The following is a 26,017-nucleotide window of genomic DNA, read 5'->3' as shown; positions in this document are numbered from 1 at the left end:
AAAGGAGTCGTTTGGGCAGCAGCACCGGGCCGCGTTATTGAGAATCGGACGGTGTTTCCGAATCGAGTTGATTGACGCGGCGAAAATCGCTCACCAAATTGAAATCGGATTCCGGCGGTGGAAGTTTGGCGTGCTCGAGATGGATGATCGCGATGGTCTGGGCGACGTGTTGGCTGGCCGTCGGCGTGATCTGGACACCCTTTAGCGACCCGTCGATGCGGGCCACCAATCGACTGCTGCCACCAGGAATCAATCCGGGCGTGGCAAAGCGGCGGATCAATCGACTCGTCTGCATCGGCAATCCGGTGGCGACCATCAGCCGCTCGGTACTGCGAAAATCCAGTGTTTTTGTTTCCCCGGCGGCGAGCCCACCGACCAAAGCCACTTGGGTCTCGCCGTCGACCGTCTTGCGCACCACCAATCCATCGGTCAGGTCCAGATCGGATTCACTAGTCAACGTTTGTTGTCCGTCAAAGAAAAACGAACCTCCCAAATCCACGATTTCTTCGGTGTGCACATACCGCATTCGGTTACTGGGCACGGCCACGTCGGCCAGTGCCGGCCCCTCTTCAAACGACACTCGCAATCGCGGCTGCACGGTGGTGCCCGGGTCGGTTTCGTTGTTCAAGGTCGATCCAATGCCATCGACTGAAGCGAATTGCAATTCATAGCGACTGGACAGTGAATTGTAGATCCCGACCAGACGCGTCAGATGGGCTCTGGGATACCCGGCATGAGCTTCCAAGACCGCCAGTTCTGTATTGCTGCGCGCAAAACCGATGTCCAAACGGGCTTGGCGGGCGGCCCAAATTGCGCCCAGCACGGCGATCAATGGGACGGCAAACCAAGCGTATTCCAGACGGTTCATCAAACGAAAGACGATGTAGTTAATCGGCACCAACACGATCAAGTAGATTGCCAACGACCGGATCACCAGCGCCGAACCCGGAATTTCGATCCCGGCTTCGCTGGTCAAGGTTTGTCGCAGCAACGCGATCGTGTCGCTGTTGTCGTTCCAACTGGAAAGACCAGTGATGGCGTCGATGCGATGAAACGAGTCAAACGGGCTGTTCACCTTGCGATCGTTATCAGTTCCCGCTGCAAGAATCCAGTCGCGCGTCGCGAGTCGAAACTGGGTGTTGACTGCGGCATCGGCACTCGATTTGGTGCCTGTAAACACAAGCCCCAATTCCTCTGGTGCATACCCATCGTCTTCCGGGTCGACGGCTTGATTCTGGCTGTACTTTCGCGGCGGTCGATTCAGCACCACGCAATTGACGAAACTGTCGTAGGAATCCCAGCCTTCGACCCAATCATCGGTCAGATCGAATCGTGGCTGAATCACATGGCCGCGGCCGACCGATCGCTGCAAAACCAAGGAGGCTGTTTTTTCGACCGCGGTGGCGTTCGGATCAAGTTGCCCATCGATGGCGATCCGACTGTTACCCGATTGCACGTACTGAATTTGCTTTTTCAACGAGCGATCGGTCTTCACCGACCAGTTCGTTAACAGTTCCGACGCGGCTTGGCCATCGAGTTCGATGTTGCTGGTCGGCAGCAGCGGCAATAAATCAGCCAGCAGCGTATTGGCAATCGCTTCACTGGCAGCCGGGCCGTTGACAACCAAACGCCCACCAAAGCGAATCCAGTCTGCGATCGCCGACTGTTGCAGCGGGGTCAACGCGTCTTCGGATAGGTCGTCCCAGAACACCACGGCGGTGCTGGTCATGTCCAACATCGTTTCGGGCAGCGGCAGAAGTTCGCCGGCTTTCGGGACCACGATCCGATAGTTCACATCGGGGACCGCCAAGTCTAAATTCTGTTCGGACGATCGCGACCAATCGGCAACTTGGAATCGCGTGAAGCGGTCGGGGCGGTTGGTCAAAACCACAAAGAAATATTCGCTGGCTCGCATCACCGTGAACGGTTGTGCTCCGGTGTCCAACACACCGCCGCTGCGCGGTAGCAAGCGACTGGCCAAATTGATCCGCCGTGTCTCCACCGATCGAGGCACCGGACAAAGAAAGCGAAAATCGAACCCCCGCATCTGGCCTTTGGGCAGAACGACCGGACGAATCGTATCCAAACTTTCGATCGAATCGCTGGTTTCCATGTCCATGTTTCGCAGCGATACCGCCGATCGACTGATCAATTCACCTCGCATGTCGCCTTTGTTGCTGCGAATCGATTGCTCAGCGGTCATCCAGTGACCGGGCTTCACCGCACCAAAGGTTGCACTCTGGTCGGCCGGGAAAACCACGGCCGGTTCGGTCGAATACGCTTGCCGCGGTGCTTCGTCGTCGGCGCTGGAATCCTGAGGTCCGGTTTGACGACAACCTTCACAACCGACAATCAGCGGCAGCGAAAGCAATGCGAACAAGAAAAACGCGGGACGCTGCATGCCGAACAATTTCGATTAAAAGAAAAGACCTAGAACGTGCCACTAGTTTATGCGATCCGCTACGCTCGCGGGGAAGGGGTGGATCAAGCCGGTGGATGGTTCAATTGCCGGCGGTTCTGATCATGCTGGGCTGCGATGGGGGCGCTGCGGCGGTACTGCGAGCCGTCATGTGTTGCCACAGTTTTTTTGCCGCATCCAAATCACTCTGACGTGCTTTGCCACGCCCATAGACAATGCGATCATGAGCAAACGCTAAACTGCGTGCCGCCGATTCAACCGGCTGCAGCAGAGCGCTGGCGTCGCTATTGCGTGCGGCAGCTGCGCGCAAGCGATCGATGAATTCGGACGGTGTTTCATCCGGCCGGCGCGGCCATCCACGTTCACGCACCCACGCGTCAAAGGCATGCACCGTGATCAACACCGAGCGTCGCGGATCCTTTTCTCGACCGAGGGGATTGGTAAACGCAGAAAACGGCTTGGGCGGCGCTTGCTGAAGGTCTGAGATTCCGCTCGGCGCGGCCGACGGCGAATTTGCGGGCTCTCGTGAAAATAAGGATTGCCACCAATTCAGCAACTGCTCACGTATTTGGTACAGGTAAAAGCCGACCACGGCGATTAAACCCAGAATCATCAACAATCGCAGCAAGCTTCCTAGCGCCCCCAAGGCTCCACCGAGCGAGGGCATGGAACTCGGCGAAGTGGAATTCGTAGAAGACTTTGAACCGGAATCGCTTTGATTTGACGACTGTTGCTCTGAGGCCTTCGATTCGCCAGGCTTCGATTCGTTCTCGCCGCTCTCCGATTGATCGTCCTCGGATTGTTTTTCGTCGCCCTTTGAATCGTCATCCGTTTCAGCATCTGATTCGTTCTGCCCCTGTTTCCGCTCACCCTCCTCCAGCGATTTAGCCTCAGCGTCTGCCTTCTTCTTTCCGTTTTCCGACTGTTGCTGACCCGACTGTTGCTGTCCTGACTGTTGCTGACCCGACTGTTGTTGTCCCGACTGTTGTTGTCCCGACTGTTGTTGTCCCGACTGTTGTTGTCCCGACTGTTGTTGTCCCGACTGTTGTTGTCCCGACTGTTGTTGTCCCGACTGTTGTTGACCTGACAGTTGTTGACCCGACTGTTGTTGTCCTGACTGTTGTTGTCCCGACTGTTGTTGTCCTGACTGTTGTTGTCCTGACTGTTGTTGTCCTGACTGTTGTTGTCCTGACTGTTGTTGTCCTGACTGTTGTTGTCCTGACTGTTGTTGTCCTGACTGTTGTTGTCCTGACTGTTGTTGTCCTGACTGTTGTTGTCCTGACTGTTGTTGTCCTTTCGCCTCCTCTGACTGCTTCCCATTCCCTCCGGTCCCCTTCTGCTGCTTGCCGTTGGGTTGGCTATCACCGGCGGTCTCGGCAGCGGATTCGTCTTCAAATTTGTCAGCAGCCTCGTTGCCCCAGCCGACTGAACTGGCGTTTTGTTCGCCCGTCGTTAAGAATTTCGGAACGGAAATGTGGGCGAGGGCGGCGCCTGGCATCGGAGCCAGAAAGGCGAGAATCAGGAGTGCAGCGATCATGGCCACGCCGCCAGCGAGCCAAGCGACGGTGACATTGGTTGGCATGTCGACATCGCGTTGACGCAGGTAGCGTCGCAGGTTCAAAAAGCTGGTTGTCACCAACAGGGACAAACTGGCGAACAGATACAGCCCCAGCATCAACTGGGCACGCGCCCAAACACGAGGGCTATCCTGGAGCATGAATTGGCCGAGACCAAACAACGGTAGCGCAGCGAGTGCGAGTAGAAAGACGGTGCGTCCAGGTTGGTGACTTCTGCGTCGACGGCGTTCCTTGTCGGTCAACGGCGTCTCCTCAGCAACGCGGTCAGCGTTGACGCGGTCCGGCAGCCCACTGGCTTCATCGAGTCCGCGGTCGATCAGGCCTTCGCCGCTGGCATCGACCGATTCGTCGATCAACGTGCAGTCATGCACGATGCGGTCGGCCAGGTATCCAATCAATACGATCAGACCCAATGTGAAAACCGGGTTGCCCAAAAACCGGGTCATCACGAATAGCATCGCAGCGCCCAGTCCGATCGCATAACCGGCCGAATACGCCCGGTTTTCTTCGATCACCAAGCGTGCCAGCGCGACAGCGCCCATGGTGTACATCAGAATCAGGTAGAAAACCCGATCGTGGTAGTTGCCATCATAAAACAGCATCACAAAGAAGTTCGCCAAACTGCTGATCATCAAAAAAATCAGCACCGGGCCGACACCCACGGCAGCATAATCAGCGGTTTCGGGGCGGCTTTTCAAGAGACAATTCGCGAGGCTACTTGGCCGTTGATTCGGTCGATTCCGGATGAGCTCGTTTCCAGTGCTCCATCGCGGGCCCGATCTTGCTCATCGGAATCCACTTATTGCGTGTTTTGGAGCTCTGCACAAGCGTCTCCGGCTCGATTTGCCCTTTGTCAATCTGCAGCAGTAGCTCGGCGTCCGAAAGTGGGCCGATTCGTTTTGACTTTCTCAACCACCCGCTGGCGATATAAAACCATTGTGTAGACATTCGATCTCCACCTTCTCACTCGGGGTGAAACATTCGTGGAGAGTCACCGATCCAATTGCTGGCGTGCCCGCTAGGATCGACCGCAAGGCTTGCAAGAAACCTAACGGCGGATAGCTCCACTGTAAGTTTATCTTAGCGTACACCCAAACCGCGATGCGCTCTCAATCGGTCGGGATTCTGGCGCAAACTGCGTTTTCGCGACTGCAAACGCCGTGATTCGGACGGTGAACCCCCTCCGAGGAGCTGTTTCGGGGGCGGGGCAATGGCGAATCGGAAAGCGAGCGGTATAGTTTGGCAATCGGCCCCCTTCGTCTAGCGGCCCAGGACATCAGGCTTTCCGCCTGGAAACGCTCGTTCGAATCGGGCAGGGGGTACTGGCTCGGGCATTTTGGCAAGGTTTCTCTAGAAATTCGCTATTTTCAGCGCGTGATCCTTGAATTGCTCGCTAATTTTGTTTGACGAGCTCTGCGGAACCATGGGATAATCTGGAACCGCAAGTGGTCGCATCGTTGGCGGCTGGATTGCCGATGCGTTTGCGGTCCTTCTCTTTTCTGTGGCAACGCCTGCCCACCTAAACAATGGATTCGTTATGACTCGAACGACCTCTGATCGCATTCACAGTCAGCCCACCGCAAGTTCACTGGCCGTCGTGGCAGAACGAGCGCTACCGACATCCAATCTCGATCAGCAAACTTCGGCCATTCGCTGGGTCGCTCTCTTTTTTGCGCTCGGGTTTGCGGCCCTCGTCGCAGGAACCGTGTCCGGCCAAAAACCCAAGTACCAGGTGATGGAACTGGACGAACAGATCGACAAGAACCTGAGTGCCTATCAGCGCGAAGCCAGCTTGTATGCAACAGCGCAAGACGTGTCCAGCATTCCCGAAAATCGAGCGCTCGGCGTTCGAAAGTACTTTCAAATCTACGTGCCGTCAAAGATCACTCAGCCAGACGCGACGGACCAAATCTCTGAAATCATGAGTCATGCGATTTCATCGATGGATCGTGGTATTCGTTCAAAAACGGCTGGTGGCAATGATGTCATGAAATGGCTGTACATGGGACTGAAACCGGTCGCAGTTGGCAATTACCAGCCGGCAGCCCGAATCAATGCCATCCTGTTCATTTCGCGATTGGCGCGACCACCGGCACAACGCGGCGGTCTACCCCAGCCGTATCCCTTTGTGCTCGCTGACATGTTGGCTATCTATGGCGACGCAGCAGCACCCGCAGCCGTTCGCGCGGCCGCCCTGCAGGGGCTGGAACGGTTTGTCCGCTACACCCCGCCAGCTTCGATTCCCGCTGCAGCGAAAGAGCAACTGAATCTGGAAATGACAAAGTTGTTGGAATCCCAACCGGCGCCGGGCCAAGACGAACTGGTGCATGCATTTTTGCAGCGTTACGCCGTCAACATTCTGTCGAATCTCAGCACCGACGCCACGCTCGGAAAACAGTTGGTCAGTCTTAGTACCAATGAATCCAGCCCCAATTTGATTGCGTTGCATTCGGCGGCCGCGATCGCCAGTCTGCCACAAAAAATGGCCGCCGGAGATTTCGAGACCAAAGAAGTGTTGTCGCAGTGGTCCCAGCGCGTTTTGAAAGCCTATGAGTCCGAAGTCAAGCGACTAAAAGCCTTGGATCCCTCGCAGCAACAGAAAGCACGGCAGCCGGTCGCACCGGAGAGCTTTCTGAAAAAGAAAGTCGAAAAGACAGCGGCCACCGCCCGGACCATGATGGGTGGGTCGGACATGATGATGGATGACAGCATGTACGATGACATGATGATGGACAGTTCGATGATGGATGATTCCATGATGGGCATGGATATGATGATGATGGGCGGCGGAAGAAGAATGATGGGAATGACGGATAAACCACAGCCCGCCGAGATCATCGCCAGTCGCAAGAAACTTAATCATGTGTTGGAACAAGTGTTGCGTGGCGTGACCGGCAGTGGCCAATTGGTCGAAGATGTCGATTCCATTGAACCCACTGCGGGGTTGATTGCCGCGACACCAGCCGAATCGCTGCCTAACGTCAAGATTTGGATCGAGTCGATTAACACGCTTGCCGGTGAATTGAACGACCGCAGCATGATCGAGCGACGAGCCTTCGTGAAGGCGCTCGAAGCCAATGTGGAGTCGCTGAAGGAACTGGCCAAGGGCAAAGCGGTCGTGGCTCGCGAACCGATCGAACAGTTCCCGATGGGATTCGGTTTCGGAGACCAACCGGCTGAAAACGCCGGGGGACAACCACCCGCCGCAGGTGCTGGCGCAGAGGGCGCGGCGGCGAACCCTGCCGCCGAGGAAGCCCGTGGCATTGAAGCCGAGATGAATGCCCTGCTCAACGAATAGCGAACCGGTAACCGGCCAATCACCGCCTGGTCAATCGGCTCTCAAAAACTCGCTCATGCGGTCAGCGGATGCATCTCCGCTGGCCGTTTTGCGTCTGATACTGGGCGTGACCTTTTGGTTTTGGGCGTCCGGATTTCTGCAGGATGATCGTTGGCGGATCTTTTTTGTCCAACCCATCCTGTTGTTCAAATACGACTACTTCCGCTGGGTACAGATTTGGCCGGGTGATGGAATCTGGTGGCATTTTCAAATCGTTCGCGTCGCCGCAGTCTGTTTTGCCCTGGGACTGCTGACGCGAATCAGTGGCGTGCTGCTGTCGGCATCAATGGCATATGTGCTATTGGTTGAACGCCAACTGTATAACAATCATGACTACCTGTTGGCGTGCAGTGTGTTGATCTGCGCGCTGCTGCCGTCCCAGCGACGGTTCTCAATCGACCGCATACTCTTTCATCGTTCCGATTGGCCGACGACCATGCGTCATTGGCATTGGTGGTTGGTACGTTTTCAATTGGGGCTGCCCTACTGCTTTGGCGGCATTGCCAAACTGAATGCCGACTGGTTGGCCGGGCAACCGGCCGGATTATTCTGTAGCGCGCACGTCGACGCGCCGGTTGTCGGACCGTTGCTTGCTATGCCCCACGCCGCCACCATCATGGCCTGGGGCGGGCTAATGTTCGATCTGTTCATCGTGCCAGCCCTCTTATGGAAACGTACTCGCCCGTTTGCGATTGTTGCGGCACTCGGGTTTCACCTGACCAACGCAATGGTTTTCCATATCGGCGTGTTTCCCTGGTTCATGATCGCAACCCTATTCGTCTTTTTTCCGATCGACTTTATCCCGCGACTGATCACGCGCCTCGGCGGTAAAAAATTCGGCTTTGAATCGATCTTGCCGCCCAACGACGCGCACCCATCGCTGCCAGCGTCGACCCTGCACAAGTTGGCTGCGACCGCGGCGGTCATCTATGTCGTGATCCAGTTGCTATTGCCGATTCGCCCTTGGGTCATGCCCGGCGATGCCGGTTGGAACGAACGTGGCCATCGCTTTTCGTGGCGGATGATGCTGCGGCACAAAGATTGTTTGTTATGGTTCAAACTGGTGACAGAAAAGGATTTCTTGTTCGCACCGGCCACGATGGTGATGACACCTAGTCAAGTGTTGCGGGCGCCCCGGGATCCGGAATTGATCCGACAGGCTGCTGTGAAAATCAAACAGCTGGCAACTGAAATTGGGCAACCGGATTGTCAAGTTCACGCACTTGCATTGGTTTCGCTCAATGGTCGTCCGGCCAAACCAATCGTTGATCCAGAAGTGGACCTGACCGGTGTGACTCGGGGCTGGTGGTACGATGATTGGGTGCCACAGGATCCAGGGCCGCTGCCGCAAGATCCATGGCAAGTCCCGCCCGATCAATGGTGGCAATCGGTTGATTTAGGCACCTCCTTTTCGGCTCTCAAGGCATACCGCCCCAGTCAAGCACAAGTGTTGTACGATCAACTTCGACAGCAAGAGTTAGCGAAACAACCAACGCAACCGTAGCAATTCCCCCTAGCGCGGGCATCCGTGGTCTGACGACCACGGCAGAGGGTTGTGTCGGCCTGTGGCCTGGATTCTTTTGAAGATCTCGGAAGTCTTTGAAAAGTGAATTGCGGGCGAGAGTCAGAGACGTGTATTTTGGTCCTCTTGCAAGTCGAACGTCCAACTGAAATCCGCATCACACTCGCTTCATGACGAACGAACACGCCGATTGGTTGACCGTTACGTATCCAAACATCGCTGCTTTCTGCATTCCGCCAGATGCACATCAGCGATTGATTGATGATGATTGCACGATTTGTGTGACCCATGACGGGACCGACGTGCTGGCCAGCATTTTCCCGCTTCAACAATCAGCAACCGCTAGTTCGAGTTCACTAAAACGTGAACTGCGCGATTTTACCGAACGCTGTATCCGACCTCTCGCCAAAGTGGTCACGGAATCGTACGAAGCCGCGACAGACGTTGACTTCCCCGGCGTTGCATGTATCCAGTCGGTACTGATGATCGACCCCAATCGGGTTTGGATTGCGCGGGCGTATGCTCGAATTGGCGGCGACGAATTGCTGTTGATACACTGGAACGGTCCACGCGATCTTGCACCAAAATTCCCCATGATGCTTTTTGTGTCACTGGTTCCTTTGTTTGCAATCCCCACCGGTGATTAGCAATGACATCTAAACCAACATTCAACGCAGCGTTTCCATACCAAGAAGACGTGCTTGCGCTTCCGGTAACGGATCTTTCCTGTGCTTCCGACTGGTATTGCAAGCACTTCGGAATGGAAGAGGTGCAGCGAATCGCAAGCCCGGTCCCAACGGTGGTCCTCCAACGAGACGGAACCCGACTTGGATTTTCTGTCAATGGTGGCGACGCGTCCCAGGACGGCGCGGCAATTCTGGTCACTGACATCCGCGGATTGAAACGCGAATTCGATAGCGGTGGACTTAAGACCGGGGACATCCGCACGGATGAACGCGATGGAACGACGTTTCTCGTTTTCTTCGTCGTCGCACCCGACGGTCTGTGCTATTACTTTCATGAACCCAGCAACGAAGAAAAACCAACTACCATTTGACATCGCACCCATTGAATGCGATGTCTGCATCTGGATGTTTCTCCGGCCCCAAAAACAGCGTGCGTGCAACTACGATTCTTTCGTTGGCTGACCGTCCGGATTGCGCCAAGTTTGTTGTCGATTGGCTGCATCGGGAATGGGGCATCGACGTTGACGAAATCTCGAGCTTGATTCAAGCTTCTGACGAGCGGCCTGGAGCAATCCTGGCGGTTGAAGACGACCATCCGATGGGCGTTTTAGCCTACAAACGCTACCACGCAAACTTTCAGTTGCGTCCCGAGTTGTGGATCAACGCCGTTTACGTTTTACCTGATTTTCGGCGAAACGGTGTAGGACGCAAACTGGTCATTGCCGGCAGCATGCCGCGTTACGTCGGCGATCCCAAAGAAATTTTCGTGTACACCGATGTTCCCGCACTGTACCTGTCGTGCGGATGGAAACTGGTGGTGTCCGATGCCACGACAGGGATGCATACACTGCGGTTTCCGATCGTGTCCAGGTAGCGAAACGGTGGCCCAGTTGGCTCGTATCGCTAACCATCCACGCGATCTGCGTCAGCAAAATGGATTAGGGAGCTTTGTTTGGAACTTGGCCGGGGCCCATCAGGTATTTAAACAGCTGGCGGACTTGGTCATCGGTCATGGTTTCCAGTTGTCCTGAGGGCATCAGGGACGCTTTGGAGAGGGATTGTTGTTCGATTTCATCTCGTGACAACACGATTTTTTCGGTCGCGGTTTGCACGGTCACCGCGTCGTCATTTTCCGTTTGAACAATGCCGCTGATGACACGTCCGTCGGCGGTTAAAAACGATTGCATTTGATAGGCGCGGCCGATCAATGCATTGGGCTCCAGGATATTCTCCAACCAGTAATCGACTTTATTGCGGTTGGCACCGGTGATGTCAGGGCCGATGTCGCCACCAACACCGAACAGTTTGTGACACTTGCCACAATTGGCTTCGTACAAGCTGCGTCCCAGTGATGCATCGGCGCCGGCAATCGCATCGGGATGGAGCAGGTTGCGGTATTTGGCATACTGATCTTTCATTTCCGCCGAACTGACCGTGATCTTGCCCCAAACCGTTTCCAGTCTCTGGTTGAGTGATTGGTTGTCGAGAGCCAGGATTTGGCGGACGATGAATGCGGGCACTTGGTCGGCGGGAATCACATTGGATTCCATCGCGGTGATCAAGGCATCGGCAGATGAATGTCTGGCAACCAAGGTGGCTAGGGCGCTTGTTTTAGTTGCTGCATCGAAGTTGGCAAATTGTTCGATCAAGCGTCCTGCCGTTTTGGGATGATCAAACTGGGCCAACGCCGCTGCGGCTTGGGCAGCCAGATTTGAATCGTCCAATAACTGCTGCAGTTGCTCTGCCAAATCAGGATCTTTGGCTGTCCGCAATGCCGAGAGCGCCTCGACGCGCTGATCGATGGGCAGGCTGCGGTCGGACAAGATCGCGCGGAAGTGTGGCAGGACCGCAGCGTCACCAAACTGGACAGCCACACTGCGAGCTAACTCAATCACCCGGGGCTGCTTGGCGCTGGACAAATGAGCAAACGCAGCTGGCCAATCGGAAGGCATCTGAACGCCGGCCCGAGCCGTTGCGGCGGCACTCAATTCCTGTAGGATCATGATCTCATTGCCGGCTCGTGTGGGGTGAAGCAATTGTTTCACCAGTGCATCGCGGCCGGTTTTCGATTCGGCGACCCGACGGACGACAAACCGCAGCAAATCGTTGCGACCACTTTGGGCAACCGTTTCCAAGATCGGATCAGGATCTTGTTCGACCAGCGGTTCGATGCCGTACCAAATCAACAGAGGAATGTTGGGGTCATGGGACGAGGTCGAATTCGCAATCAGCCCTTGGGCAATCGAAAAACGTTGCTGCAGCGGCAACCGTTGCAGAACCGCAGCCAGGTAGCGTTGGACGATCAAGCTGGAGTCGTTTGTGGCGACATCAACCAACGCTGCGTACTGTTGTTCCGGTAGGGCTTTGGCGGGCTGGCCGGCCAAGTAGATCGCCCAGGATCGAACATAGGGATCATCGTGACTAAATAGCGTGGTGGTTTGATCGACATCCAAGCCACCGATGACGTAGCGTGCCCAGATTGCGCGTAAACGATCGCGAGTCGATTCGGCGCTGCTAAACCAGGCCTGTAGTTTGGAATCCACCAGCGCGACGTCTAACAAACCAGCGGCGGCACGTTCCTGCAGGATCCTGGCCGCTTGGCGAGCAAAAAAGCCGTTGTCACTGTGAAGACGTTCCAGCAGTTGTGAATCGGTTTCGCTCCACAGGTCAAACTTGTAGGGCCGGGCATCGCCGTAACGAATTCGAAACAACCGTCCGTCGGTACGATCCCAAACTTCTTGGTCGTGATTGTGACAGGTCTGGGGATCGTGCCAGTCCGATGTATAAAGCGCTCCGTCGGGGCCAACCATCACGCCAACGCCGATTTCGTTGTGATCTTGTGCCAATGCAAAATCGGGACGATGGCGTCCGACATAACCCGAACCATTGCGTTCGACCGTGTCACGGACCAATCGATGTCCGTGCAGGTTGTGAAAGATCAGTTCTTGGTTGTATTCGCTGGGGAAGACGCCGCCATTGTAAATTGCCAATCCACAATGGGCGTGGCCGCCACCGAGCACCGATGTATCGAGTGCTGAAGCGGGGCGTGTGATTTTGTTTTCACCCCAGAACGCGTGGTCACGAATGCTGCCCGCATAGTGGGCGTGATCGGCAATCGTTTTGATGTCGTCATAGGTGTAGGGATTGAAATGCTGTCCGGCTTGGCGGTGGTATCGACCGCCCTGGATGATATGAAACAGGTGAGGGATCACGCAGGACGAAACGAACCAGTCGCCATTGTCATTGAAATCAACGCCCCAGGGATTGCTGGTTCCGTGGGCAAAAACTTCGAATTGTTTTTTGCTGGGATGATAACGCCAAACCCCGGCGTTGAATGGCTGGCGTTGATCGTCCGGCGTGCCGGGAATGCCCACATTGGAATGTGTGAAAATCCCCTGGCATCCATACAACCAACCGTCGGGCCCCCAGGTGAAACTGTTGAGCGTTTCGTGGGTGTCGTGGTGTCCCCAACCATCAAGCAACACAATCGGCTGCGAATCCGGTTGGTCATCGCGGTCGGCGTCGGGGATGAAAAGAAGTTCCGGCGCGGCGCCGACAAAAACACCGCCGAATCCGACTTCGATTCCGCTGGCCAGGTTCAAGCCTTCGGCAAACAATTGCTTGGAATCGAAGGTGCCATCACCATTGGTGTCTGTAAAAATAACGATCCGGTCTTTCCCTTGGCCATCCGGCGCCTTGGTCGGATAGGTGTGGCCTTCGATCACCCAAATTCGGCCGCGGGCATCAAAACACATTGCGATCGGCTGAGTCAGTTCCGGTTCACTGGCAATCAAGTCCACGGAGAAACCGTCGGGCACGAGCATCTTCTCGACCGCCTGTTGCGGCGAGAGTCCTTCGGCGTACTTGGATTGGTCGCGGCCTGCGGTGATTCTCCAACGCTGCGCTGCACCGGCAAGTTGGTCCGAGTTTCCGCCGGACGCCAGGTCGCCTTGGAAGTGAAGCGTCAGTCCGTGCTTGCTGGCCGAGACGATATCGGGTTTGTTGTCTTGATTCAGATCGGTGACAACCACGTCAACGCCGACGCCGGAATCGTCATCAATCAGGTGTGGGACGAATTCGACGGCACCGTCGCGCAGGGTGTGTCGGAACCAGTACAGCACCGGATCTTGCAACCCACCGGCGTCTTTGCCGCCGTGAGCAAAATGGCGACGGCCTGTCACGATGTCTTTCGCACCATCACCATCAACGTCGACCAGTGCAACCGCATGAAGTTGGCTGAAACAGACACCAAACGGATTGTCGATGGACGAGTCGCCCATGATGTCATGTCGCTCAAATTGTCCCGGGCTGGTCTGTTGGAACCAGGCCAATCCATAGCCATGAGCGTTTAAAGACGTCACTAGATCACTGTCGCCGTCGCCGTCTAAATCAGCGACACAAATCTGGGCGCCACCCTGGCCATAGGCATCCGGTGCCCATTGGTGTTTGGTCCAGGTTTGCGGGTCAGCGTCGCCGGATGGCTGTTGCCACCAAAACGTTTGGTCCAGCACATCAAGTCGGCCGTCTTGGTCGACATCACCCACACCCATCGCGTGAACGAAGCGGTTGGGACAAGCCCCTGGCCGGCTGATGGGGTTCCAATGCCAGGGCTGTGTTGCATCAGCGCCGGCGGAATAGTAGCCGTACTGGGAATCGTGTCCGCAAACAATTTCCGGCGCGCCGCCAGGGATCAAATCCACGACCGCAGGCGATTCGTTGTCGACCGATCCGGTGATTTCAGTGACCGCCCAGTGCTGATCTAAATTGTCGGATCCAGGATTGAGGTACAACCGCGCCGGCGTGCCCGGAAAACCGATCACGATCACGTCATTGGCTGAATCGCCGTTGACGTCGGCGATGTGGCTAAAGAACTGGTCGCTATAACCGAGTACCGGAAAGCTGCGCGGTGCAGCAAGTTCGTATTTGGTTTGGAAGTCTGGGCCGCGATACCAAAGCGGGCCTTCGACCAAATCGATTTTCCCATCACCATCCAAGTCGCCTGCCGCGGCACCCTCGGCGTGAAACGATCGATGCAGCTGCTGTGAACGCCAGGGGTCTTGCCCACCGACGGCGCAGGGGATCAACAGCAAAGTCAAAAACGCAACAGCACACGGGATCGACTTCATCACGAATAACCTGGACAGGGCGGGACGCGTTCAAGCGGGAGGTAGGCGGGAAGGCTGGCGACTAACGTTGCCGAGTGAATTCGGGCAGTTTGACAATTTCACCACCCTTGTTGGCTGACTCGTGCGCACAAATGCCGACGCAAGTCCAGTTGGCGCTGGTGACGGCATTGGGCCACGGGTCGCGGTCTTCGGTCAATGCACTGACCATTTCGTTGACCAAGTGCGGATGCGATCCGCCGTGTCCGCCACCTTGCACGAACGACAAATGGCCGGCGTCATGGATTTCCGACGGCAAGGTGAACTTTTGAATTTCGGCAGGCAACAGATGAGCGAAATCAGGAACCTCGATTTTTTCCGCAATCTCATGCTCGGGTTTCTTGGCGGTGTGTAAAACGTGAGGTTCGTTTTCGATCAACGTCCACTCGAAACTCTTCTTGGTGCCATAGACGTCAAAGCTTTCGCGGTATTGTCGCGCGACGTCGTATAGGAAACGCCAGATGTGCGCCGAGACATCGCTGTCCTGCAGTTTGATGTGGCACGATTCGACGGCGAACCGGTTGCCAGATTTCTTGGCGATATCATCACGCACTTGGCCGGAACCGAAACAGCTGACGTATTCAGCCAACGAGTCAGTCAATCCCAGGCAAGGGCTGACCACATGGGTCGCGTAATGCATGGGAATCATTTCTTCCCAATAGCTTGGCCAACCATCCATGTCTTGGGGGTGTGATGCGGCCAGGTGTTGAATCTTGCCCAGTTCACCTTTTTCATACAACTCTTTGATGTACAAGAACTCGCGGCTGTAGACGACCGTTTCAGCCATCATGTATTTCAAACCTGTTTCGCGCACTTTTTCAACGATCTGTTGACATTCCTCGATCGTCGTTGCCATCGGCACGGTGCACATCACATGCTTTCCGGCGTCCAAAGCCTTCAGTGACATCCACGCGTGGTCTGGGATCGGGCTGTTGATATGAACGAAATCGATGTCCGGATCGGCCAGGCACTGATCGTAATCCGTGTAGCGACGGCTGATTCCAAACTGGTCGGCAGACTTGTTTAACTCCTGCTCATTGCGACGGCAGAGCGCGACGACTTCCACGTTCGGATGGGCTTGGTAGATGGGAATGAATTCGGCACCAAAACCGAGGCCGATCATCGCGACGCGAACAGGTTTAGACATTTGAAATCCGTAAAGAGAGATAGAGGGCGATTGTAAGTTGTCGGTAAAGTCACAAGAGGCGTGAGTTGGGAAGCTGCGTTTGCTTGGTCACCCGATGCGTGAGCAAGAAATTTAGGGTGCCAATGGGATTCCTCGCTGACGCTTTTTGAAGTTGCGTTTCTACGGTAACCCGACGCGTCAGCGAGGGATTTAGGATGTGGATGGGATCCCTCGCTGACGCTTCGGGTTACCAAAAATCAATGCTCCACGCGGATGCGCAACTTCAAAACTTACGCGTCGAGATGTGATAAGAACGCAACTTCCAAATTTGGGAACGACACAAATGACCGCAGTGATGGCGGTTTAATCAAAATCCTAGCGGATCTTAGACTGCCATCAATGAAATATTGCGCAGACAAGATGTGCGATTTCACAGCTTTGAAATCGATTTTAGAGATCTTCGCCGTGGATTCGCCACCACGTACGGGCGTCGTCGACGGTCCACGGGTAATGGGGGATCAATGCGTCCAGATGTGCGGCCAATTGGTCTACGGTTGCGAACCGCTGGTCGACACTTTTCGCCATACAGCGGGCGACCAAATCGGCGATTTCCACTGGCACCTCGGCGTCACGATGCACACCGATGCTGATCGGTTGTTCGGTCAGTACCAGAGCAAACAGTGATTCAGGGTCGCATTCAATGAACGGTGGTCGTCCGGCCAGCAGGAAGTAGGCGATACAGCCTACCGAGTAGATGTCTGATCGCGGATCGATCTTGTTGGGTTCGCGATAGCGTTCGGGCGCCATGTACATCGGGGTGCCAGCCCAAATCGTCTCGGCAGTCTGGTAGGCATCGGCGTCGGGCTGCAGCGGTTTCGCTAAACCGAAATCAAACACGACGGCCCAGTCGCCGACAGACGCATCGAGGGAAAGCATCACGTTTTGTGGTTTCACATCGCGGTGCACCAGTCCCAACTGGTGTGCTTCACCGAGTGAGTCACAGATTTGCCGCAACACGAACAACACTCGTCCATAGTGTTGGAATCCACTTCGGGCGACCACGTCATAGAGCGTGATTCCTTTTAGAAACTCCATCACGCAATACGCTTCGTCTTCGTCGCTGCGGCCGTAATCGTAAATCGTGACGGTGTGTGGGCTGCTAAGCGAAGCGGCGAGTTTGGCTTCGCGATCAAACCGCAGTCGATCTTCAATGTTATCACGATCACCACGCAGAACTTTTAGCGCGGTGTCGCGTCCGAGTTGATTGTGTTTGGCCCGATAAACAACTCCCATGCCGCCACTCCCCAATTCGGTAATCAGCTTGTAGCGGCTGAGGGGGTGCACGGCAGCTTGTGCCAGGGCGGTGCGTTTGGCGATTTGTGCCGCAGCGATCAATGCGGTCAACGACAGCATCAGCCCCAAGCTGACAAAACCAAACCGCACGATGTTGGCGGTCGCAAACGCGCTGCTAGTCGAACGTTCAACAACGATGCCCATGTCCCAGTCATCGACCCATCGCCAAGCACCAACGACAGGCACGCCGGCATAATTTCGATAGGGCGTCAGCCGCGACCCGGAGCGTCCGGACGATGCACCTGCGGCAGCATAGGTCAGCGGTTGTGTGCGTCGCAGGCTGTTGGCGATCGCCGTGTCACCGAGCAGAAACCCCGGATCGGTCACACGCAATTGGCAAGCGACTGCGCTGTCTTCGCTTTCGATGTCAGTGTCGTCGCTGGCAGGTTGCCGAATGAGGCTTGATGCGGCAGGGCTATTGGTCAGCATGACACCGCTGCGGCTGACTGCGTAGACGTCCAACCCGCCGGAATCCGAGGCTTGGCGAAAGAGATTGTCGTAATCTTGGTAAACACCAAAACCGCGAATCAAGATCGCTGCGATGACTCTGTCTCGGTCATCATAGACCGGCATGATCTCCGCCATCACAGGCTGATCGGTTTCTGGTTCGAATCCGTTACCCTCGGCGCGAAGAATTTCCGGGCCAAAAAGCACCGTTTCCCCGCGCAACGCACGGTTCAGGTTGGCCGCGCCGTCGGGGGCGATATTCCCTCCCACATCAGCCCCGTCTTCTAGCCAGCTAGCGATGATCGTTCCGGTGCGATCCCAGACCACATATTTAATCTCATCCAACTGAGACACCGAGACCAGTTGGGAACGGATCGCGGCCGCATGTGGTGACTGGCGAAGCGATTCGGCCGAATCATCCTGTGCTTTCGCTTCGATCAGTCCCGTGACGGCGCTGCGCAGTTCCGGCTGGCGACTCCACGACCGAGCCAAGCGGGATTGATCGTCCAAGAATCGATCGACACTGATCCGCACGCTATCCACCACACCGGCCAGTTCGTTGGCCGTCGATTTGCGCATGCTCTCGACGACTTTACTGTAGGTCCACCAACCGATCATCGCGGTGGGCAGAATGGCGGCCAGCCATAACCAACCGGAATTAAAACGCCGATGCCGCTTGGCTCGGGTTTGCCAAATCCCAGTCGACGGTGGCTTTCGCGGCCGGGGAGAATCACTTTCATAGCGCGGAGAAGCGTGGGTTCGTTGGGAACCGTGCTGAGTGACTTGGGCGGTGCCGCCAGCGACCCCTTTGGCGGTACTTTGTCCTGCAGGGGGCTGCCCCTCGCGCCGCAGAGGACGTTTTCGTTTCTGTGACGCCAGCGGATCTGATGGACCGCGCGGGCGTGCCGAATCGGCGGCGACGTCAGGGCGCGCACTAGGCAAGAACGGTGACGCCGACGCGGCAGCCGATTGCAAACCATCGGCTGCGGTCGGATCGTCGTTGGCCGCAGGACCGGTCGAAGGTTCATTGCCGCCAAGAGTCTCTGTGGCCGCGGGTGGGATAGTAGGCTGTTTTGCCGAATCGCCTTCGATTCGGGCCAGTTCCATATCGTGTTCGTCCAACAACGACATGACTTCGGCGATCAATTCATGGTCGTCGCCACATTGCGACGCCACAAATTCATACTGGCGATCTTTGCCGATCTCGTCGGCGGCAAGAAACAGGTCACGGACCCGTGCGTAACGATCCGCATCCATCAAGTCGACTCGGGTTCCGAATCGGGAGCCAACGGCGATTGCGATTCAGTGGAGAGGTCTTCGTCAGCCAATTTCTCTTCGTCGCGTCGCAGTTCGCGTCGCATCCAGGCACGGCTCATGGCCCATTCCTTTTCAACGGTGCGCAGCCCCAGTTTCATTTCGGCGGCGATTTCACGCATGGTCATCCCACCAAAGAAACGCAGTTCGACGATCTTGGCTTGACGAGGATTCAAAACCACCAGTTGTTCCAACAATTCATCGAGCGCGACGACGTCGTCGTCGCGATTGAGTTGAAAGGTGACGTCATCGACCAATTGCCGCCGCTCCCATCCGCCGCCACGCTTGAGTGATTGGACCTTGCGCGCATGGTCGACCAAGATTCGTCGCATCACGGTGGCACCGATCGCGAAGAAGTGTGTCTTGCCCTGCCAATTGATCCGCGAATGGTCAACCATTCGCATGTAGGCTTGATGGACCAATGACGAACTGCTTAGCCGATGACGCAGCGGTTCGTTTTGCAAGAACCGCCCGGCGAGCCGCCGTAGGTCATCGTACATGACCGAAAACAGACGGTCCGTTTCGCCTTCGGTCCCGCCTTGGCTGCGATTGATTAGATCGGTGACTGAAGTCATGTTTGCGGCTACCGCCCAAGCGATCAATTCGATGGTGCAACAATGCGGCGGACTTCCGCCTTGATCAAAGTGTAACCGATTGCACGCAGTGGGTGGCTTTCGGCCGACCTCTCAATCGGCTTCCGGGGCGCTGCGACGAAACACCGCCACAATATCTTCGACCGGAACGACAAACAATTGGTTGTCATGTTCCAGGTCCACCGGGACAGCGTTTTTGGGGTGAAACAAAATCTTGTCGTACTGCCGCAGTGGCAATTCCTCGTCGTTCTCGACGACCGCACTGATGGTCACAATGCGCCCCGTGATGGTGGGGATCTCTGCCGCGTCTGGTAGCGCGATGCCGCCTCGAGTTTCACGCTTCGGCTCGTCCTTTCGGACCAGCACCCGATCCCCTATTGGTTCAACATATTCGAACGACGCATTTGCCTTTTTTTTGGCCATCTCCACTCCGAAAACAAGCTTTCAATTTCAATAGTCTAGCGATCATCAAGTGACCGCTACGGGTGCCAGTCGCAGTGTTTTCCCATGCTGCAAGGGTTTCGTACACCCGGCATCCCTGCACAACTTTCACCCTCCCACGCGGGGTGTACTGGCCGGGCGCACACCACCGCGAGTGGCAGTGAAGCTCCGATTGGGCGGAATTTCCACCGCCGGCGCAACCGCGCTGGATCAGTCTGAGGATCTAGCCGATTCACTGCCAAGGTGGTGCATGCAAACCGGACGCTTTTCTTTCCCGATCGATGGACTTTTGATGCGCAAGGATGTGAAACGGTCTCTGATGATTTGGCCGCTAGCGGCGTCAGCGTTTACCATTGCGCTGTGCTGGCTGGCAATTCAGCCCGACTTGCTGTCGCGACAATGGGACAAGCTCAAGAGCCATCAACGGGTCACGCAGAGCCACTTGATTGCCGGCAAATCGGTGTCTCATTCAAGCAAGCTCGCTGGCCTCAGCGCCGAATCCGGACAGCCACAACCGAAATCCCCGCAGACACTTTCGCTAGCAATTGACGAACCGGTTGTCGTTGGCATCCCCGCCCCTCAACTGGACGCCCAAAGCGACCTGTTTGGTTTTGAAAATGCAGTGCTCACAACTCAGCCCCCGGCGGACAATTCGGACCTGGCGGTCGTGTCACCGGAAACCGAAGCGGACTTTGAAGAAATTTTAGACGGGCTTGCTCGTGACCTGACGCTGCCACCAGTGGTGGATTCCGCCGCGGTCGCGGTGTCGGATCTGACCCCCAGGTCAGATGATCTGCGGCGAGTGGCGGTTGAGGAACAGCTGGCGGTTGATATCGACCAAGCATGGTCGCACCCCGAAACGATGGCATCGGTTCAGTCGACGTTGACCGCGCCGATACAGTCGCGCGGGACGCAATTAAATCCGCAGCGGCAAACCACAACCGTCGGCTCCCCTCTGCCACAGATTGATGCGCCGGTAGCGGGATCCCCCACGACAAAACGTTCACTGACATCGGCGCGGAGCGCTACCTGGCCAGTTTCTCGACGATTGGTGGAACAACTGCGAACGGTCGAAGCAGTGGCTGCCAATCGCCGACGGGGGGATGATCGAATTAGCGGCAGCGGTACGGTTGCCACCTTGGCATCCGCCGGTCCCGATCCAGCGACCGCACAACAGATGGCCCAGTGGACGACGGAAGTTCGCACGTTACTGGAACAGTTGCCGCAATCTCGTCGCCTGGGTGACCCCAGCGTGGGAGAAGGACTTGCCGAGCTTCGGCGATTGCAACAGTTCGCTGCGATTCAGGCCGAAACCTTACAAACACCGAGCGCCCGTGTGGCTTGGTTGCAGGCGGCGTATTCAATCGAGCGACGGCTTGCGGTATGGCAGCCGATCTACGAAATCAATTCCACGCCTGACTCGATGGTTCGACCTGTCAGCGAGAGCGTGGTTTCGGTAGGCGATGCAATCGAGCAACTCGAACTGCAATTGCCGGCCACTGGCGATGCAGACGGTTGGTCCACCTTTTTATTGATCGACGAATTGCGAGATGCATTTCACGACGGTGACGACCAGCAACGGCGCGAGCTGGCACAGGTCTATCTGTCGCGAATGACTTGGCCCAACCTGGCGCCCATTCACCAACAGTGGATCGAAAGCCCCCCAGTGCAAGCGGTTGCTCTGGCGGTTCGTCCTTGGGCCAGCGGCGCGGTCGACTATGCGGCATTGCTGCATCAAATTGAAAAAGCGGAATCCAATGCGATCGACTTGGTCACCGCCGAAATCGCTGGATCGATGCAAGCTCTGCAATACGCCGATCATCCACAAGCGATCCAGCTGGCAAAGAATTTGGACACGCATTACCGCAATGCCAATGTCCGATTCTCGATCAGCGACCAAATGCTTGCCGAACTGTTGCCCGATTTGCCATCGCGCGACGTCCCCGTACGAACGACGTTGCTGGGCAGTCGCGTGACGGGTATCAGCCGTATCGAGAGTGATCTTTCGATCCAGTTACACCCTTCGCCGTCGAGTTGGGAACTGACACTTCACACATTGGGCAATGTTGCGACCCGCAGCATCGGTCGTCGTGGTCCCGCTGCGGTCAGCACGTCCAGTGTCAATCCGTTCTCTGCGTCGATCCCGATCTCGATCCAGCCGACCGACATCGAATTGGGTGATTCAACAGTCGAGGTCGACGGGCAATCAAAGTTGCATGGCATCGACACACAATATGATTCGTGGCCATTGGTTGGAACGTTGGTCCGCAGCATCGCCGAAAGCGAGTATTGGAACAAAGCCTCGTTGGCAAACCGAATCGCACGCAACCGGATTCGCAACGAAGTCGGTGACGAGATTGATCGCAGTATCACAGAAAAGGTCGATCACGCATCGTCGAAGTTCAGCAAGACCGTGCTGGGACCATTGACCAACCTGCGATTGGCTCCGCAAGTGATTGACATGCAGACCACCGAGTCACGCCTGGTCGCTCGATATCGCATGGCCGGTGACTGGCAACTTGCCGCGATGACACCACGGCCCCGAGCCCCCAGCACAAGTTTGTTGAGCGTGCAGATTCATCAGTCGGCGATCAACAACACCTTGGAGCAGTTGGTGCCGCAAGACCAACCGATGCCAATCCACGAAATGCTGAACGAGTGTTTCAATTTGGTCGGCGTCGATGGAATGGAAATGCCCGAGGAAATGCCGGAGGACATCCAAATCCAGTTCGCCAAGCATCGACCGATCACGATTGAAATCGAAGACGGCAAAGTTTGGTTGACGATGCGCATTATCCGGCTCGAACGCGAACGAGGCATCAAGCTGCGGAACTTCATCGTCCGCGCCGCTTACCAACCGGTGACCGACGGATTGACCGCGTCGCTGGAACGTGATGGACACCTCAGTATCAGCGGACCGGGCATGTCGATGCGTGAGCGGTTGCCCGCCCGCGCGGTGTTCAACAAGGTCTTGTCACCGAATCGATCGCTGCCCCTGACATCACCGGAAATGCTGGCGGCGTACGTGCCGGAGCAATCGCAGGTGATTCAATTCGAACTCCGCGATGGTTGGATTGGTTTGGCAATTGGCCAGCAACATCCCAGCGATCGCGTGGCGACGGGCCCCAGCCAGCAAACACCATCTGGCAAACATCCGGTCCGCTGAGCAACAACAGAATCAGGCACGACCGGAGAGTGCTTCGTCCACAATTAAAAGTGGGATAAGCTTCCAGCTTGCCGTCACCACACCGGGTGAAGCACTAGCGGCGGAGACTGGCGTGCTTGGCGACGGCGAAGCCGAGTGCATCGTCATGATCGGCACAGTAGTCCATCACCAATTGATACACGGTGGTGTCACCTGCCTGTTCCGCTCGCGAAGCGTATTCCATCAACAGTGGAACGATCGTCTGGGTGGGGACGTCGCTGGGGACGTGCTGGATCGCAAATGCGACCGCGTCGCGATGACGCCCCACGCGATCTAGCAAATCGACATAGGTTTCAATCGCCCCAGTTCCGTATTGATCTGTGTCGACCGTCTTGGCCTTGCGTTCAAAAATTTTCAAACCTGCATCGACGTTTTCACCCAACAAGATCGAATAGAACGCTGCGTAGGCGGGATAGAAATCGACAAACGGCTCGTCACCGGGGTATTGAAATTGGTGATGCAGTTGTTTGCCGTACTGAGTCAGTTCCCATGCCTTGCGCAAGTCATCGGGATCGGTCAGAGTCGATGCGATGCGCACGGTGGACGACAGGTGTGTTGTGTCGAGGTGGTAGCCGCCGTCCTTTAGCACCCAGGGGCGAGACGAGATCATGTCGTAAAGTGATTCGTCGGCGGCCGGGGCTTTGTCTCGCGCGGTGATATCGGCCCGGACCAGTTGACTGAGTTCATCGTAGAAGTGGTGCAGCAATTTTGTGCCGGCGGCCCGCTGATCGGACTTGCTACGCTGGACGATCGCTTGATCAAACAGAGTGATGCTGTTGCATGTGCCCTGATGGTCGAGCACAGATTGAAACCCGCGACCGACATCAACACCTTCGTGCAACAGCACACGTTGCATTTCGTCGTAGTTGTCGTCGGTGATTTCGACCTCTGACACCAACCGTCGAATCAATTCGTTATCGCCGATCGGGCGCAAATAGGTCCAGCCTTCGAACACGCGGCCCGCGGCAATCAGCATTTCACCGGCTTCGCGACAGGCATCCAGCAATCCCAATTCCAATTGTCGTTCAATCGCTTCGGGTCGGCTGCAGTCATCGTCACCACTGAGAAGCGGCAATCCCAATTTGCCACGGACCACCATCTTGCGCGCTTCGAACAATTCCATCGGCTGTTTTTCGGCTCGATAGAATTCGACCAATCGATCCAGAAGTTCCGTTTCGGAAATGTCGTCACTTCGCAAAGAGTCAAAGAGAGAGTTCACTTGGCTGGGCATTCAGTCGTTCGTTTCGGTGGGCGATGGGGGCCGCGGACTGGGCGTGTCCTGCGGGCGCGGAGCAATGCCGGCGGATTCGGCATAACGGTGAAGAGAATCGACCAACGCGGCCAAATCGATCGCAGCAGCAGGCAAAAGATTGTTGCTGTGTTCGGTCAAATCGGCTAGAGGGCCTAGCATTTCGTCACATTGGTGTTTGATCTCAATCGACAGTGACTTGGCCAAACGCTTTTTTTCTTGACACAATCTCAGCCGGTCTTTGGCGCGTTGCACGCGTTTTCTGGCGTCGGTCGCGACGATCGAATCGCTGTTTGACGCTGTCGATTGCTTTTGATGCAAGTGGTCCTGTGCAGCGGTCAATTCCTGATCCGCCAATTCGGCCTGTTGCCGCCAGTAACTGGGCACCGTGTCGCCATAGTATTCCTCGGCGCGATGGATCACCACTCGGACCTCTTGCAGCGTCTTGTCCCAACTGTCGGCGGTGGTCAGGATTCCGGCACGCAGGCGTTGCAATGAGTCGATGTTTCGGACGTCGCTGGTGGACATGCTGCACCGTCTGGGTTAAAGGCTGCGGAATCAGGCAAGCCCACCATTCTAACGCCTTTCCCAGACTGATTGCAGTTCTTCAAATCCGGCTTCCATCGAAATTCTGACGCGATAACCCAAGCGTTCCTTGGCTGCCGAGATGTCAAAGTAGTGGTCTTTTGCCAGTTGAGCCGCCACAAATCGCGTCATCGGCGGTTCCTCGCGGCGACCGGTCAACCGGTACGCGGCTTCCATCGCGGCACCGATCGCATAGGCAGCGGCAAAGGGAACCCGACGGCTGGGTGGATCGACCGAACCGGCCCGACAGATTTTGGCGATCCAGTCCCAACAGTTCACCGGTTCGTCTTGGGCGATGAAATAGGCTCGCCCACCGGCTCCCTGCGGATCACGCTGCAGCGCCGCAAGTGCATCCAAATGTGCGGCCGCGGCGTTGGTGACATGCACCGTGTCGATCAGATTCGAACCGTCACCGACGATTTTCAACTTTCCCTGGCCGGCTCGCTCGATCACGCGTGCCAACAAATGTGGATCATTGGCTCCCCAGACCAGGTGCGGACGCAGTGCACAGGTATGAAGCACGCCGGATCGATGCGCGGCTAACACTGCTTGCTCGGCGAGTGCTTTGGTTTCTGGGTAGGCACACAGGTAATGCGACGGATACGGCTCGGATTCATCGACGCCCCGTTGGTGCGTGCCGGCAAATGTCACGCTGGGGCTGCTGGTGAAGACAAGCGTGCCGATTTGATTTTGCCGACAGGCTGCGATCACATTCAGCGTGGCCTGGGTATTGATTCGGTAGAACCGTTCATAGTCGCCCCAGACGCCGGCGATCGCTGCGGTGTGAATGACGGCGTCGACATCGCGGATCACCGTGTTTGTCAGTTCCGAGTCAGCCAAATCACCGCGATGGTACTCAACGCCTTGGGCGACCAGATCGGGATAGTCGCCACGTGAAACGCCCACCACCCGGTCGCCACGCTCCAGTAACTGACGCACGATCTCGCCACCCAGAAATCCGGCCGGTCCGGTGACGAGTACACGCATGGAGAGTTTCAAAA

17 protein-coding genes and 1 tRNA gene are annotated in these 26,017 nt (G+C 56.3%); 7 read left to right on the top strand and 11 right to left on the bottom strand.

The window, feature by feature from the left end; genetic code table 11:
- Positions 1-34 precede the first annotated feature (34 nt).
- From NHH03_RS19270 to NHH03_RS19260, 3 genes are all read right to left on the bottom strand, one after another.
- The gene (locus tag NHH03_RS19270) at positions 35-2,401 is read right to left on the bottom strand and encodes a hypothetical protein (RefSeq protein ID WP_253158672.1); all 2,367 of its coding nucleotides are present in this window, start codon (positions 2,399-2,401) and stop codon (positions 35-37) included.
- Positions 2,402-2,501: 100 nt separating this feature from the next.
- Entirely contained in the window at positions 2,502-4,694 is a 2,193-nt protein-coding gene (locus NHH03_RS19265) for a DUF4129 domain-containing protein (protein WP_253158670.1), read from the bottom strand.
- Between the two features lie 16 nt (positions 4,695-4,710).
- Positions 4,711-4,944 carry a DUF4339 domain-containing protein gene (locus NHH03_RS19260; RefSeq protein ID WP_253158668.1) on the bottom strand — a complete coding sequence of 78 codons (234 nt, stop codon included), beginning with the start codon at positions 4,942-4,944 and terminating at the stop codon, positions 4,711-4,713.
- 301 nt (positions 4,945-5,245) lie between these two features.
- Between NHH03_RS19260 and NHH03_RS19255 the strand changes: the two genes are divergently transcribed.
- From NHH03_RS19255 to NHH03_RS19230, 6 genes are all read left to right on the top strand, one after another.
- Positions 5,246-5,318 (top strand) — tRNA-Glu (locus NHH03_RS19255).
- Between the two features lie 215 nt (positions 5,319-5,533).
- Positions 5,534-7,294: a hypothetical protein gene (locus tag NHH03_RS19250; protein ID WP_253158666.1), complete on the top strand. Its 1,761-nt coding sequence runs from the start codon at positions 5,534-5,536 to the stop codon at positions 7,292-7,294.
- Positions 7,275-8,837, top strand: a complete 1,563-nt coding sequence (locus NHH03_RS19245; RefSeq protein ID WP_253158664.1) for an HTTM domain-containing protein — start codon at positions 7,275-7,277, stop codon at positions 8,835-8,837. The genes NHH03_RS19250 and NHH03_RS19245 overlap by 20 nt, the downstream gene beginning before the upstream one ends.
- Positions 8,838-9,025: 188 nt before the next feature.
- Positions 9,026-9,502, top strand: coding sequence for a hypothetical protein (locus NHH03_RS19240; RefSeq protein ID WP_253158662.1), 477 nt, complete (start codon positions 9,026-9,028; stop codon positions 9,500-9,502).
- A 2-nt stretch (positions 9,503-9,504) separates the two neighbouring features.
- Positions 9,505-9,912: a VOC family protein gene (locus NHH03_RS19235; RefSeq protein WP_253158660.1), complete on the top strand. Its 408-nt coding sequence runs from the start codon at positions 9,505-9,507 to the stop codon at positions 9,910-9,912.
- 20 nt (positions 9,913-9,932) lie between these two features.
- Entirely contained in the window at positions 9,933-10,415 is a 483-nt protein-coding gene (locus NHH03_RS19230; RefSeq protein ID WP_253158658.1) for a GNAT family N-acetyltransferase, read from the top strand.
- 64 nt (positions 10,416-10,479) lie between these two features.
- Here NHH03_RS19230 and NHH03_RS19225 read toward each other — a convergent pair whose 3' ends face one another.
- The 5 genes from NHH03_RS19225 to NHH03_RS19205 all read right to left on the bottom strand — a co-directional run bounded on the left by NHH03_RS19225 (position 10,480) and on the right by NHH03_RS19205 (position 19,959).
- The gene (locus tag NHH03_RS19225; protein WP_253158656.1) at positions 10,480-14,667 is read right to left on the bottom strand and encodes a PVC-type heme-binding CxxCH protein; all 4,188 of its coding nucleotides are present in this window, start codon (positions 14,665-14,667) and stop codon (positions 10,480-10,482) included.
- A gap of 61 nt (positions 14,668-14,728) precedes the next feature.
- Positions 14,729-15,850 (bottom strand): Gfo/Idh/MocA family protein, encoded by a 1,122-nt coding sequence (locus NHH03_RS19220; protein ID WP_253158654.1) that lies wholly within the window; start codon positions 15,848-15,850, stop codon positions 14,729-14,731.
- 429 nt (positions 15,851-16,279) lie between these two features.
- Positions 16,280-18,886 (bottom strand): serine/threonine protein kinase, encoded by a 2,607-nt coding sequence (locus NHH03_RS19215; protein WP_253158652.1) that lies wholly within the window; start codon positions 18,884-18,886, stop codon positions 16,280-16,282.
- Positions 18,886-19,518: a sigma-70 family RNA polymerase sigma factor gene (locus NHH03_RS19210; RefSeq protein ID WP_253158650.1), complete on the bottom strand. Its 633-nt coding sequence runs from the start codon at positions 19,516-19,518 to the stop codon at positions 18,886-18,888. The genes NHH03_RS19215 and NHH03_RS19210 overlap by 1 nt, the downstream gene beginning before the upstream one ends.
- Before the next feature lie 111 nt (positions 19,519-19,629).
- Positions 19,630-19,959, bottom strand: coding sequence for a co-chaperone GroES (locus tag NHH03_RS19205; RefSeq protein WP_253158648.1), 330 nt, complete (start codon positions 19,957-19,959; stop codon positions 19,630-19,632).
- Positions 19,960-20,137: 178 nt separating this feature from the next.
- Here NHH03_RS19205 and NHH03_RS19200 point away from each other — a divergent pair, with 178 nt between their 5' ends.
- Positions 20,138-23,143: a hypothetical protein gene (locus NHH03_RS19200; protein WP_253158646.1), complete on the top strand. Its 3,006-nt coding sequence runs from the start codon at positions 20,138-20,140 to the stop codon at positions 23,141-23,143.
- Positions 23,144-23,237: 94 nt separating this feature from the next.
- On the opposite strand, the gene NHH03_RS19195 is transcribed toward NHH03_RS19200, so the two are convergent.
- Genes NHH03_RS19195 through NHH03_RS19185 form a run of 3 tightly spaced genes read right to left on the bottom strand, consistent with a single transcriptional unit; the run spans position 23,238 to position 26,003 of the window.
- The gene (locus NHH03_RS19195) at positions 23,238-24,413 is read right to left on the bottom strand and encodes a hypothetical protein (RefSeq protein WP_253158644.1); all 1,176 of its coding nucleotides are present in this window, start codon (positions 24,411-24,413) and stop codon (positions 23,238-23,240) included.
- A complete protein-coding gene (locus NHH03_RS19190; protein ID WP_253158643.1) occupies positions 24,414-24,959 on the bottom strand; it encodes a hypothetical protein in 546 nt (181 codons plus the stop codon).
- A gap of 48 nt (positions 24,960-25,007) precedes the next feature.
- Entirely contained in the window at positions 25,008-26,003 is a 996-nt protein-coding gene (locus NHH03_RS19185) for an NAD-dependent epimerase/dehydratase family protein (protein ID WP_253158641.1), read from the bottom strand.
- Positions 26,004-26,017: the final 14 nt, after the last annotated feature.

The organism is Stieleria tagensis (assembly GCF_024129865.1).
GTDB classification, from domain to species: Bacteria; Planctomycetota; Planctomycetia; order Pirellulales; family Pirellulaceae; genus Stieleria; species Stieleria tagensis.
This window is presented reverse-complemented; position numbering and strand designations above follow the sequence as displayed.

Bases quoted from the DNA above. Each gene is read 5' to 3' on its own strand.
- NHH03_RS19270 (WP_253158672.1), bottom strand. From the start codon at position 2,401: ATGCAGCGTCCCGCGTTTTTCTTGTTCGCATTGCTTTCGCTGCCGCTG.
- NHH03_RS19260 (WP_253158668.1), bottom strand. From the start codon at position 4,944: ATGTCTACACAATGGTTTTATATCGCCAGCGGGTGGTTGAGAAAGTCA.
- NHH03_RS19250 (WP_253158666.1), top strand. From the start codon at position 5,534: ATGACTCGAACGACCTCTGATCGCATTCACAGTCAGCCCACCGCAAGT.
- NHH03_RS19245 (WP_253158664.1), top strand. From the start codon at position 7,275: ATGCCCTGCTCAACGAATAGCGAACCGGTAACCGGCCAATCACCGCCT.
- NHH03_RS19240 (WP_253158662.1), top strand. From the start codon at position 9,026: ATGACGAACGAACACGCCGATTGGTTGACCGTTACGTATCCAAACATC.
- NHH03_RS19235 (WP_253158660.1), top strand. From the start codon at position 9,505: ATGACATCTAAACCAACATTCAACGCAGCGTTTCCATACCAAGAAGAC.
- NHH03_RS19230 (WP_253158658.1), top strand. From the start codon at position 9,933: ATGTCTGCATCTGGATGTTTCTCCGGCCCCAAAAACAGCGTGCGTGCA.
- NHH03_RS19225 (WP_253158656.1), bottom strand. From the start codon at position 14,667: ATGAAGTCGATCCCGTGTGCTGTTGCGTTTTTGACTTTGCTGTTGATC.
- NHH03_RS19220 (WP_253158654.1), bottom strand. From the start codon at position 15,850: ATGTCTAAACCTGTTCGCGTCGCGATGATCGGCCTCGGTTTTGGTGCC.
- NHH03_RS19215 (WP_253158652.1), bottom strand. From the start codon at position 18,886: ATGGATGCGGATCGTTACGCACGGGTCCGTGACCTGTTTCTTGCCGCC.
- NHH03_RS19210 (WP_253158650.1), bottom strand. From the start codon at position 19,518: ATGACTTCAGTCACCGATCTAATCAATCGCAGCCAAGGCGGGACCGAA.
- NHH03_RS19205 (WP_253158648.1), bottom strand. From the start codon at position 19,959: ATGGCCAAAAAAAAGGCAAATGCGTCGTTCGAATATGTTGAACCAATA.
- NHH03_RS19195 (WP_253158644.1), bottom strand. From the start codon at position 24,413: ATGCCCAGCCAAGTGAACTCTCTCTTTGACTCTTTGCGAAGTGACGAC.
- NHH03_RS19190 (WP_253158643.1), bottom strand. From the start codon at position 24,959: ATGTCCACCAGCGACGTCCGAAACATCGACTCATTGCAACGCCTGCGT.
- NHH03_RS19185 (WP_253158641.1), bottom strand. From the start codon at position 26,003: ATGCGTGTACTCGTCACCGGACCGGCCGGATTTCTGGGTGGCGAGATC.